The sequence below is a fragment of the Sulfurimonas lithotrophica genome, assembly GCF_009258225.1.
Lineage (GTDB): Bacteria > Campylobacterota > Campylobacteria > Campylobacterales > Sulfurimonadaceae > Sulfurimonas > Sulfurimonas lithotrophica.
The window spans coordinates 2,231,577-2,243,710 of record NZ_CP043617.1; the positions used below are offsets into that span (position 1 = coordinate 2,231,577).

Below are 12,134 nucleotides of genomic sequence, written 5' to 3' on the forward strand. Positions count from 1 at the left end.
TTAATTATATATAAAACTAAGAAAATTTAAAGAATTTGTATGAATTTGCTGATACGAATTGTTACGAATAGCCCTAAAAACCTTACTCTCTTGACCTAGGTCAAGAGAATCTAATATAGGAATATTTAATTTTTCAAAAAGCTCTTCAAAAGAGTCTAAATAGTCGTCTCTTTTTAAAAATATCGGCTTTCCTCCTGATGCCAAACACTCTAAAGCCGCTTGTGGGGAAGCTGTAATTAAGGCTTCACAGGATGTTATAACTTCATCATAATCTTCAAATTCATAATGATTTTTAAAGTTTTCTTTGAGCATATCTTCATAATCAAAAAAATAGTAATAACCTAAAAGTAATGCAGTATCTAATTTTTTTAAGCTTGGTATTAGTTTTTCTAAATCTTTTTCATAATCGTCATCACCGAAGAAAAATGCTAAAGGTATTTTTTTTTCATACTTTTGAAAATATTTTTCATCAACTACAAGCTCGTCCGCTTTAATATGTATAAAACTTGAAAAATACTCTTTCATATCTTCAAGCATGATAGGGTTTGCTTCATCCGAATCAAATATAAGTCTATCTCCGTGATGTGCGATATGCGGAATATTTCTCACAACATCTATTCCGACCGCTTTATCTATACCAAATTCCCTAGATTCGTTAGCTATACGAAAATCTGAACAAAGCAGTGTAATATCCACACCTTTTTTCTGTAACTCTTTTACTATAACTACTGCGCGTCTAAATCTATCTAGTCCTACTCGATGTCCGGTATGCACATAATAATATGTTTTCATTTTATATTCTTTGTTTTTTTTATGAATTGTACTAAAAAGAGATTAAGACAAATTTAGTATATATCTGAAAATACACTTAAGTAAATAATTAATAATAATATATTAAAAAATAATTTAACTTTAAAGAAACTTATATTACAATCGAACCGTTATATAAGTCAAACTTATTACAAATAAGGACACAAAATGATTGACAAGATGACCATCAGAGCCAAGCTTATTTTTTTAAGTGTTGTAGTTTTATCCGTTATAACTTTATTCTCCGTTAAAAATGCTTATAACACTTGGAGTGAACATGAAAACATAAAAAAGACAGCTTCTCTTATAAAACTTTCCGTAAAAATGAGTGCCGTGTTACATGAGTTGCAAAAGGAGCGTGGAGCAAGTGCAGGATTTCTAGGTTCTAAAGGAACTAAATTTGTAGATATTCTTCCTAAACAGCATACTTCAAGTGACACAAAAATTAAAGAACTTAGAGATTATATAAATCAAAATCCTTCAGAAGCAGCTTCCAAAGTTAGCACAGAAATCGATTTAAATTCTGTACTGTCCATGAGAACTAAAGTTAAGTCTCAAAGCGCACAAGTCAAAGATGCCGTAACATTCTATACTTCTTTAAATAAAAAAATCATAGACACTATTTCTCATTTTTCAACAATACCGAAAAATGGCGATTTGAGAACAAACTTCAACAGTTTTGTTATTTTTATAAGTTCTAAAGAAAGAGCCGGCATCGAACGTGCCGTTTTATCAAGTGTTTTTGCAAAAGATAGTTTTACAAGAACAACTGCTGCAAAATTTGCATCTTTAGTATCTGAACAAAAGGCATTAACAAATCTGTTTATGCATACTGCAAATCAAGAGATGCAAAATGCTTTCAATAAAATTAAATCCGATAGTTCATTTACACAAGTAGAAAACTTTAGACAAATAGCATCTTCAAAAGAGAGTGATTTTGGAGTAGATGCAACAGTATGGTTTAAAACAATTACTAAAAAAATAAATAAACTAAAAGAGTTTGAAGATACCTTGGCAAATTATACTTTAAATATGGCTGACAATATGGTTTCTTCATCTTTTATGTCCCTTATTTTTGTATCAATATTATCTGCCCTTGTAATTTTATTTGCTATGTATCTGACAAGAAACGTATCTAACGGAATCACAAATTCCATCTGCAAGTTTAAAGAGGTCATAGGCAGAATAACTACCAACGGTGATTTATCCGTTGATGTTAACAGAAGGGCTGTAGCAAGAGATGAGATGGATGAAATAACTTTCTTACTGGCAACACTTGTAAGTTTAGTAAAAGATTTAACCGCAAGAATAAATACTTCCGTTCATAAAGCTTCTCAAGGGGATTTTACTTACAATCTTAACAGTGATGGTTTAAACGGGGATTTTGCCGAAGCCATACGCAATGTTCAAGACGGAATAAATGCCATGAAATCATCTCATGAAAAACAGACGTTTATAAACTTTTCTTCAAAAGTACGAGCAGTAGGTAGCATCGGTGATGGTTTAGGGCTTATTCAAGGTGAGATGACTAGCTTAATTCAAGAACTCGGAGATGTGCAAACTACAACAAAACAAACGGCTAAAACTTCAAATGAATCTATGGGAGCGGTAGATAACATTTTACAAAATCTTCAAACACTTATTGAACATATAAGTGATAGCAATAGTTCTATAGAAGGTTTAAATGATAAAACAAACGAAATTACTTCTATTGTTGATCTGATTAAAGATATTGCCGAACAAACCAACTTACTTGCTTTAAATGCAGCTATTGAAGCTGCACGTGCAGGTGAACACGGACGCGGTTTTGCAGTTGTTGCCGATGAAGTGCGTAAGCTGGCAGAGAGAACTCAAAAAGCGACAAGTGAAATAACAATATCTATCAACTCTATGAAACAAGAATCAAGCATAATTCTTGAAAAATCAGAAACAATGACATCTCTTGCCGATGATGCTTCTTCCTCTATCGATAGCTTTAACACAACCATGAAAGGGATGAACCAAGATGCTCTCAATATGGCTGGAGTTATAAACGATATGGAAAATAAGGTATTTATCGTTCTGGCAAAAATCGACCATATCATATACAAAGCTAATGCTTATGATGCAATTATAGCAGCCGACAAAAGCAAAGCCTTCGGTACACATACAGAATGTAGGCTCGGAAAATGGTACGAATCCCAAGGAAAAGAAAGATTTGGTAACACGGATGCTTATAAATCTGCCGCAGTTCCGCATAAAGCCGTACATGATAGCGTAAGAAGTACAATTGTTTTCTTTGAAAACGAAGATAAAAGAATAGAAAATGAAGACAAAATTGTAGGTAATTTAAAAACTATGGAAGAAAATAGCGATAAACTTTTTGTTTGTCTTAATGATATGCTTTTGCAATATCATGAAGACAACTAAGAGTTTTTTGTAGCCATTTTTATGTAAATATGCAGTATCTCGATAGCGGCAGGGGTTATTCCGCTGATATTGGATGCAGCTTGCAAAGTAGGCGGGTTAAATGTTGAAAGTTTTTCCTGAATCTCTTTGCTTAGACCGCTCACTACCGTAAAATCAAAACCTTCAGGGATAGCTACTTTAAGATACTTTTTCATCTTTTGTATCTCTTGTGCCTGTTTTTCAATATAGCGCGCGTATTTACCCTCTACCAAGATCTCTTCTTGTATGTATGGATCCAGTTCTGCGAGTTCCGGTACAAGTTTTAACATCTTCTCAACATCAAAAGTTTTTCTTGCTACTAGCTGTTGAGCAGTTTGCACATCTTTGATAGGCTCTTCATCCATAGACTCTAAAAGTGTATTAAACTCTTTGTTTGGCGTAAACTTTGTATCTTCAAGAAGCAAAGCACCCTCTTTTATCTGTGCATCTTTTGTTTTTACTTTTTCATAAACCTCATCACTTAAAAGTCCCAGTTCATGTCCATAGTGAGAAAGTCTTGTATCTGCCGATTCTTCACGCAGAAGTAGTCTGTACTCGGCACGAGATGTGAACATACGGTATGGCTCTTTAGTACCTTTAGTAACAAGATCATCTATTAAAACACCAATATATGCTTCATCACGACGAAGTACGAGGGCGTCTTTACCTTGGATGCTAAGAGATGCGTTTATTCCAGCCATTAAGCCTTGTGCCGCAGCTTCTTCATAACCTGTAGTCCCGTTTATTTGACCTGCAAGATATAAACCTTTTATCTTTTTAGTCTCTAGCGAATGTTTTAACTCCCTCGGATCTACATAGTCATACTCAATAGCATATCCGTAACGGACTATTTTTGCATTCTCCATCCCCTTTACAGAGTGAATCATTTGTTGTTGAACTTCCGGTGGCAGTGACGTACTCATACCGTTTATGTAACACTCGGTATTTTCCATAGTCTGAGGCTCAATGAAGAGGTGGTGTCTGTCTTTGTCACGGAAGCGGTTTATTTTATCTTCAATAGAAGGACAATAGCGTGGTCCTGTTCCTTCTATTTGTCCCGTAAAAAGAGGTGCGCGGTAAAAGTTTGACTCGATTATCTCATGTGTCGTCTCATTCGTGTATGCTATAAAACAAGGTATCTGTTTTTTAGTCTTGGCAAACTCATCTCTGTCTGTACGAAATGAAAACGGGCTAGGAACTTCATCACCCCCTTGTTCTTCCATAACCGAAAAATCGATAGAAGAACTGTCTATACGGGCACATGTCCCTGTTTTTAGTCTATCCATCGTAAGTCCGCACTCTTTTAGAGATGCACTTAGACCTTTAGATGTTTGTTCACCAAAACGCCCACCCTCTTGTTTGATTTCACCTATGTGTATAAGACCGTTTAAAAACGTACCCGATGTAATAATGACTTTTTTAGCCATATACTCATTTAAAAGATGTGTTTTAACACCTTTTACTTGCATTTCTTCAACTATTAAAGAATCTGCCAATTCTTGAACAAGGTCTAAATTCGGCGTGTTTAAGATTTTGTTTCTAGCTATGACTTTGTATCTGTCCATATCTATCTGAGCACGGCTTCCGCGAACCGCAGGACCTTTTGTATGGTTAAGTATGCGAAACTGTATTCCGGCTTCATCAGTAATGAGACCCATTTCACCGCCGAGTGCATCTAGTTCACGCACAAGATGCCCTTTTGCAAGTCCGCCGATAGCAGGGTTACAAGAGGTAGCACCCACATTTTCTGCAAGCATTGAGATTAAAACAGTTTTGTTACCCATTCTAGCCGAAGAGAGTGCGGCTTCTACACCTGCATGACCGCCACCGACTACTATTACATCATAATTCATTCTAGTTCCACTAAAGAAGTTTGTTAAATGGAATTTTATCATTTTAATGTATAATTTGCCTAAATAGAAATATTAATAGAGGTTTTTTATGTCAAAAGAAGACAAAAAAGATATATTTGCAGACTATAAACCTGAAATTGTAGAATATGACCCTGAAATAGACGGCGGTGAAGAACACAAGATTAGAAATGAGCATCTGGACCATAAAGAAGATGCACTTGAAAAGATAAGAAAAGCTAAGGCCAAAGCAAAGGGAAATCAAACAACTTTCAGACAAAACATAAGAACGGAAAACGAAAAATAATGATACATAATGCACACAATGCATATAACTCTCAAGATTTTGAAAAAGCATTTAAACTATATGAAGATTTAGCAAATAAAGGCGATGCGGATGCAACTACATCACTTGGGTTTATGTACCAAAATGCCCAAGGCTGTGAAAAAAACGATAAAAAAGCATTAGAACTTTACACGAAAGCCGCCGAGGATAAACAACCTCTTGCTCTTTTTAACTTAGCCGTACTATACATGAACGGTCTAGGCGGTGTAGAACACGACCAGTTCAAAGCACATGAGTTGTTTTTGGAAGCGGCAGTCAAAGAAGTTCCCCAAGCTATGTACGAAGTAGCTTTAATGTTTGAACGCGGTCTAGGTTGTGTTCAAAACTATTCAGAGGCTGCTTTTTGGTATGAAGAGGGTGCTAAACGCGGTCATTTGGAAGCTTTTAACAACTTAGGCGTACTTTATAAAGAGGGTCATGGAGTTATTCAAGACGATGCAAAATGTTTTATATGTTTTTCACGTGCAGCCGAGGGTGGACTTGCACAAGGTCTTTATAACTTAGGTCAGCTATACGATCAGGGCATCGGATGCGAACAAGATCATGACAAAGCACTTGATTATTGTAGAAAAGCCGCTTACAAAGGGCACGAAAAAGCTAAAGCCATAATCAAAGAGCTTCAAGAAGATGGAAAGATAGTATTTTAAAATGTTTACAGGATTAATACGTGAAATTGCAACTGTTAAAAGCTTTGTCGGCTCGACTCTTAGCATCAAAGCCAAATATAAAGGTGCTCTTGGTGATTCCATTGCGATAAACGGAGCTTGTTTAACAGTTACCGATGTTCTTAATGATGGTTTTTCGGTTGAACTCTCACCCGAGAGTCAAAAACTTTTAGCGATTGAGAACTATAAAAACGAAGTGCATATTGAACCTGCTATGATGATGGGGGACAGGTTTGACGGGCATGTAGTTCAAGGACATGTTGACTGCATCGGAGAAGTTAGCGAGATAAAAAACAATGGAAACTCTTATGATATTTTCATAAAACTTCCAAAAAAATTTATAGCTTACGTAATTCCTAAAGGCTCAATAACCATAGACGGAGTAAGCCTAACGGTCAATGAAGTATTTGATGAGAGCTTTCGTTTGACTATTATTCCTCATACGATGAAAGAGACTTTGATTAGAAACTATAAAAAAGGATATAGGGTAAATATTGAAACCGATATGTTTGCACGTTACGTAGCACACATAATATCGCATCAATCAAAACCGAATTCTTTAACATGGGATGAAGTGGATTCAATTTCAGCAATATACTAAAAGGGACTAAACTTAAATATATTTTGATATAATTTTTAGAAAGTAGGAACATTTTTTCATGGATTCTATTCGCTTTCGAGTTATTTTATTATCAACTTTTGCTTTAGTGTTTTTAGGATTTACCATATTTAAAGGGTATAGTGACGTACAAAACGATTTAAAAAAATCTCAAAACTCTCTAACCTTGATTAATAACATAAGCTATCTATCACAAGTTATTCATTCACTTCAAAAAGAAAGAGGTTTAAGTGCAATAAATATAACAAACGAAAATAAACTACTTAAAAAAGAGTTACTTAAACAACGCCAAATTACAGATTCCATATTAAAAGATTTAAATAAAAATTTTAATAATAACCTTAATAACAAACTAATCAAAATACGAGAAAATATTGATACTAATGTAAATCCATGGTATACCATCAAACAATTTTATAGCCAAAAAATCGAGCATTTACTTAATCAAATACATTTATCAATAGGTAGTTTAGACTATTCTAAAGATATTATTCATAAACTGGATGCAGTCTATAACTTGTTATATGCCAAAGAAAATCTTGGACTATTAAGAGCTACCATATCTAGATATTATCAAAAAGATTCCTTATCAACACAAGAGTTACTAGATGTCGGGAAAAGATACTTTATATTCAAAGATAGATATAAATCTTTTTTGCTCGAACAAAATAATTTTGATGCACAAAGATTTAAAGATGAAATACAAACTAAAACTTTTGACTCTATAAAAAATCAAGTTGAATCAGTATTGACAAACAATTATATCCATACTGATGCCGCAACACTCAAATGGTGGGAAGATACAACAAGTATTATAAACACTATGCTTAAAGTAGAAAAAGAACTACTTGAACAAATTCGAAAACACTCAAACCAAACAATAACAAAAACACAAAAAAAACTTTTTATATATACTATATTTGCTTTAATAGCTTTTTTTATGATTTTTTTATTAACAATCTTAACCGTATCAAGAATACTGCAGGCACTTTCATGTCTTATTCGTTCTTTAAACAGGGTACAAGAAAAAGAAGATTTTGAAATTAGAATTGAAACTAAATCAAATGATGAGTTTACGAAATTAAGCTCTTCAATAAATAATTTGTTAGACTATACGGCTAAAATTATAAAAGAAAAAGACAAACTGGCATCCACGGATTTGTTGACGGGAATTATGAATAGACGTAGCTTTACAACTTCTGCAAATAAAGAGATTGCAAGAAGTCATCGTTATAAAACTCCTTTGTCTTTAATATACTGTGATATTGACAAATTTAAATCCGTAAACGATAACTATGGTCATTCTATGGGTGATCAGGTTTTAGAAGCATTTGCAAAAACAGTAAAGTCACATATACGAGACAGCGATTTATTTGGTAGATGGGGAGGTGAAGAGTTTATTATTTTAGCAGTTGAAACCGATGAATCTCAAGCACAACAACTAGCCGATCATTTACGAAAACTCGTAATGGATATAAAAGTTTTACCTTCTGAACAAGTTACATGTAGTTTTGGAGTTTCTCAGCTTAAAAACAATGAATCTTTTGAGGAGTTATGTGAACGTGCCGATAAAGCGGTATATCACGCTAAAAATTCAGGTAGAAATAAAGTATCGACTAATTCAGAGGCAACTCCAATATAAACTTAGCACCATTAAGTACATTTACGGCTTTTAAAGTGCCATTATGTTTTTGTGCTATTTGGTCTGTCATGTAAAGGCCTATTCCCGTTCCTTTTCCTTCCTCTTTAGTAGTTACGTTTGCTTTAAATATATCATCTATTATATCTTCCGGAATACCGCCTGCATTGTCTATTATTTCAATTTTTTTATGTTTTTTATCTTTTAATATATTAATTTGGATTTTTCTATTTTTAATATCTTTTTCGTTAAAAGCATCTTTGGCGTTATTTATAATATTTAATACAAGATGTTTCATCTCATTTTCTATACCGTTAATTTCAAATTTATCAACTTCATTTACACAAACTTCTATAGTATTTTTCATAAGTTCATCTGCTAAAAGATGTAATGCGGAGTTTATCATAGATTTAACATCAAATTTTTCTGTTTTTTTATTCGGTCTAAAAAAACTTCTAAACTCGTTTAATGTTTCACTCATATGTTGAATTTGTTCAGATATATTTAACTCAAAATCTTTTAAATACTCTAAATCAACTTCTCCATATTCATAATCGGATGCCAACATACTTGTTCTTAGACCAATCAAACTTAGCGGTTGCGTCCATTGATGGGCTACTGCATCCATCATCTCACCCATGGCAGCTAATTTGGACTGTTGAAAAAGTACTTTTTCTTGTTCTTTTCTTTTAGAAATTTCCTCTTCTACCTTATGTTCAAGGTAGTTTTTATATTGGCTTAACTCTTTTTTTTGTTCACTTAGTTGTATATGTGTTGCAACACGAGCCTTAACCAGAGAGTTAATAACAGGTTTTGTAATATAATCGACTGCACCTAGTTCCAAACCTTTTATTTCATCTGCATTTTCACTTAAAGCAGATACGAATATTACGGGTATATCTTTTGTTTTATCATTTGATTTTAAAATTTTTATTACATCATAACCGTCCATTTCAGGCATGGATATATCTAGTAAAATAATATCAAACTGTTCTTCTTCAACTTTTTGAAGAGCTTCTTTTGCACTTAAAACACTGTCTATGTCATACTCGTCTGATAGTATTTCCTGCATTAAAGATATATTTACCAAACTGTCATCTACGATTAATACTTTATACATAGTATGATTTTATGATGTTTAAGCTTAAAGCAACTTTTACTAATCACGCAGTGATTTTACATCCGGATTACAGTTTATTTTATGGAGCATATCAACCTCCTCATACCCCTTCAACTCGGATATTGACGCGAGTGTAGAATTTCTAAAGTTATTTCCTTTATTTATATATACTTTAAATCCGTTCTCCCACAAAGCCAATCTGGTTTTTAATGCTGTAGAATATGTAGTTAAAATACCTTTTTTATTTATAATTTTTTTAATATCTCTAAAATACTCTTTTGTCCAAAGAAGAGGGTTGACACTTGGACTGAATGCATCTTGATATACTATATCAAACTTGACATCCAAGTTTTTGACATATAACCTTGCATCTCCTATAAATAGTTCAATTTTTAAATCTTTATCTATATAATTTCCATTCTGACTTAGTTCATCTACTATATATTTTATACTTTTAAATTCATCGGGATAGGTAAAAGCTTTTAATGACTTGACTAGATCTGCATCTAACTCCGGAGAATATATATTTATTTTTTTGTTAATAGCGTTTTTTTTATAGTAATATATAGTAGCTAATGTATTAAACCCCAAACCAAAACATATATCTAAAATATTTACTTCTTTTAAGCCTTTTGTTAGCTCATATCCCGGTATAACATGTTTTAAAAGAGACTCTTTTAGTGCACCGTCTTTTGTGGAGTGGTAATGTTCGTCATACTCTTTTGAATAAGCAGTGTATGAACCATCCTCACTTTTTACGATTTTATGCTTTTCATCATTAAAATTTGAGTTGATTTTTTATCCTTTATTAAATAAAATTATTATATTTGAAAGTTATTATCCTATAAGTTTTAATGATATATTATTTAAATCACAATGTGTATAACATTATACACTACGAGGAGGATATTATGATAACAATAAACAGATGTGCTTTAGCCATTCTTGTATGTTCTATGCCTTTTTATGCTTACGATGTTCAAAACGGAAAAGATTTATTTGATTCTTCCGGCTGTATGGAATGTCATACTAATGAGCACTTTAAAAGCAAAAATAGAAAAGCAAAAAACTATAAACAACTATTTCAAAACGTAGAAGCTTGTAGGCAATCTACAGGTGCAGACTGGTTTGATGAAGATAGAGATGATGTGGTACATTACCTAAACAAAGAATTTTATAAATACGATATACAAAAATAGTCATATTAGAAATTTTCTAATATGGACTCTACTATAAACCGTTACCCCACATATGCATCTTCTTAGCCATAAAGATGTCATAGTCTTCTACTATATCCATATGATTAGCCGCACGAAATTCGTAAGTTTCAAAAAGCTCCATCATAGATGCAATATCTAATGTACCTTTTTTCTCCATTATTATAATATCTGCCGTATTTGCAAGTGTAGTATATGCTGTTTTTAAAAGCAACTCTTGTTTATTGTGCTTAGTAAATATATCTTTATACATAACCATGTCATTGTCTCTTGGCAATGCCCTGTACGGGTGATTAAAATTTTTTACATGCTGGATAGAAGCTTCAGGATATTTTTCCTTTAAATTCGGCATCTCATCTTCTGAAAAATAAGCTATACGTAACTCTGCATCATTATTTTGAAGCAAGTTATATAATGCAGTAGTTGTATTATCTACATTTGTAGTAACCTGAATATATCTGTATCCTGGTTGTACAGAAAATAGCTCTAAGAACTGCGATAAATCTTTCAAATATAAGCCTAATACGCTAAATCATGAAGCTCGCGAAATAAAAATGCTTCAACTATATCTTCTATACTTCTTTGCTCATGTGCTACTAGAGGCATCATATTATAATCCATAAACATCATAGGGTTTTCAAAGTCATTTTCCAATACAACAGCTTCACTTATATCATCAAAGCCATCAAAAGCATCATTAAACTTAATGCTTTGAATCTTCCCTTCATCTACATCTACCTGAGCCCAGGTCTTAGCTTCAAAAACTTTAGTTAATCTTGCTTCATTCTGGTTTGTGGAATCCATAGGAAGTAACAATAGCATCTATTTTACCTTTTTAAGATCTAACTTTAAGTCTTTATTACTCATAATTCCAATTCCTTTTTTAAGGACATTTTTTGCTATCTCTTTGGCATCTGTTAATGAATGCATTTTATAAGTTCCGCACTGATACTTGTTAAGTTCAGGTATATCTTTTTTTCTTTTTACTTTTAAAATATCTTTCATAGACGCTTCCCAAGCCTTAGCAACTCTCTTTTCACTCGGTTTGCCTAATACGGACATATAAAACCCCGTACGGCAACCCATTGGAGATACATCTATAATCTCTACTTTTTTAGAGTTTAAATGCTCACGCATAAAACCTGCAAATAGATGCTCAAGTGTATGAATACCTTCGCTAGATAAAGTAGCTTTGTTCGGTTTTACGAAACGTAAATCAAAAACCGTAATAGCATCTCCGCTTGGACTTTTCATACCCTTTGCTTTACGCACTGCAGGTGCCGGCATTATTGTATGATCTACTGTAAATGAGTCTAATAATGGCATAGTATATTTCCTTAATTTTATTTCTATTTGTTATGGATATTTTATCGTTTTTTTGATTTGTTAATTTTAAAGAAGGAAGTTAATTAAAAAGTTTATATATAGTTAGTTTATAAAT

At 32.9% G+C, this 12,134-nt stretch carries 13 protein-coding genes; 6 read left to right on the forward strand and 7 right to left on the reverse strand.

The window, feature by feature from the left end:
• Nucleotides 1-792 (reverse strand): hypothetical protein, encoded by a 792-nt coding sequence (locus tag FJR48_RS11140; RefSeq protein ID WP_152308202.1) that lies wholly within the window; start codon nucleotides 790-792, stop codon nucleotides 1-3.
• A 186-nt stretch (nucleotides 793-978) separates the two neighbouring features.
• Here FJR48_RS11140 and FJR48_RS11145 point away from each other — a divergent pair, with 186 nt between their 5' ends.
• Nucleotides 979-3,219 carry a methyl-accepting chemotaxis protein gene (locus tag FJR48_RS11145; RefSeq protein ID WP_152308203.1) on the forward strand — a complete coding sequence of 747 codons (2,241 nt, stop codon included), beginning with the start codon at nucleotides 979-981 and terminating at the stop codon, nucleotides 3,217-3,219.
• Here FJR48_RS11145 and mnmG read toward each other — a convergent pair.
• Nucleotides 3,216-5,090, reverse strand: coding sequence for a tRNA uridine-5-carboxymethylaminomethyl(34) synthesis enzyme MnmG (gene mnmG / locus FJR48_RS11150; protein WP_152308204.1), 1,875 nt, complete (start codon nucleotides 5,088-5,090; stop codon nucleotides 3,216-3,218). The two genes, FJR48_RS11145 and mnmG, sit on opposite strands and share 4 nt — an antisense overlap.
• An 88-nt stretch (nucleotides 5,091-5,178) precedes the next feature.
• Between mnmG and FJR48_RS11155 the strand changes: the two genes are divergently transcribed.
• From FJR48_RS11155 to FJR48_RS11170, 4 genes are read left to right on the forward strand one after another with little or no spacing between them, the layout of a single operon-like run.
• Complete coding sequence (locus FJR48_RS11155) at nucleotides 5,179-5,394, forward strand: hypothetical protein (RefSeq protein WP_152308205.1); 216 nt, start codon at nucleotides 5,179-5,181, stop codon at nucleotides 5,392-5,394.
• Nucleotides 5,394-6,080, forward strand: a complete 687-nt coding sequence (locus FJR48_RS11160; RefSeq protein ID WP_152308206.1) for a tetratricopeptide repeat protein — start codon at nucleotides 5,394-5,396, stop codon at nucleotides 6,078-6,080. The genes FJR48_RS11155 and FJR48_RS11160 overlap by 1 nt, the downstream gene beginning before the upstream one ends.
• 1 nt (nucleotide 6,081) lies before the next feature.
• A complete protein-coding gene (gene ribE / locus FJR48_RS11165) occupies nucleotides 6,082-6,699 on the forward strand; it encodes a riboflavin synthase (protein WP_152308207.1) in 618 nt (205 codons plus the stop codon).
• 58 nt (nucleotides 6,700-6,757) lie between these two features.
• Nucleotides 6,758-8,359, forward strand: a complete 1,602-nt coding sequence (locus tag FJR48_RS11170) for a diguanylate cyclase (protein ID WP_152308208.1) — start codon at nucleotides 6,758-6,760, stop codon at nucleotides 8,357-8,359.
• Here the strand turns inward: FJR48_RS11170 and FJR48_RS11175 are convergent.
• Together FJR48_RS11175 and FJR48_RS11180 are read right to left on the reverse strand one after the other, a co-directional pair.
• Nucleotides 8,334-9,476 (reverse strand): sensor histidine kinase, encoded by a 1,143-nt coding sequence (locus tag FJR48_RS11175; RefSeq protein ID WP_152308209.1) that lies wholly within the window; start codon nucleotides 9,474-9,476, stop codon nucleotides 8,334-8,336. The two genes, FJR48_RS11170 and FJR48_RS11175, sit on opposite strands and share 26 nt — an antisense overlap.
• A gap of 39 nt (nucleotides 9,477-9,515) precedes the next feature.
• The gene (locus FJR48_RS11180; RefSeq protein ID WP_241856067.1) at nucleotides 9,516-10,067 is read right to left on the reverse strand and encodes an MnmC family methyltransferase; all 552 of its coding nucleotides are present in this window, start codon (nucleotides 10,065-10,067) and stop codon (nucleotides 9,516-9,518) included.
• 320 nt (nucleotides 10,068-10,387) lie between these two features.
• On the opposite strand from FJR48_RS11180, the gene FJR48_RS11185 reads away from it, so the two are divergent.
• A complete protein-coding gene (locus FJR48_RS11185) occupies nucleotides 10,388-10,675 on the forward strand; it encodes a cytochrome c (RefSeq protein ID WP_152308211.1) in 288 nt (95 codons plus the stop codon).
• A gap of 31 nt (nucleotides 10,676-10,706) precedes the next feature.
• Here FJR48_RS11185 and FJR48_RS11190 read toward each other — a convergent pair whose 3' ends face one another.
• The 3 genes from FJR48_RS11190 to luxS are packed head-to-tail and all read right to left on the reverse strand — an operon-like array spanning nucleotide 10,707 to nucleotide 12,019.
• Nucleotides 10,707-11,204: a hypothetical protein gene (locus FJR48_RS11190; protein ID WP_241856068.1), complete on the reverse strand. Its 498-nt coding sequence runs from the start codon at nucleotides 11,202-11,204 to the stop codon at nucleotides 10,707-10,709.
• An 8-nt stretch (nucleotides 11,205-11,212) separates the two neighbouring features.
• Entirely contained in the window at nucleotides 11,213-11,515 is a 303-nt protein-coding gene (locus tag FJR48_RS11195) for a hypothetical protein (RefSeq protein ID WP_152308212.1), read from the reverse strand.
• The gene (gene luxS / locus FJR48_RS11200) at nucleotides 11,516-12,019 is read right to left on the reverse strand and encodes an S-ribosylhomocysteine lyase (protein ID WP_152308213.1); all 504 of its coding nucleotides are present in this window, start codon (nucleotides 12,017-12,019) and stop codon (nucleotides 11,516-11,518) included.
• Between the last annotated feature and the right edge of the window lie 115 nt (nucleotides 12,020-12,134).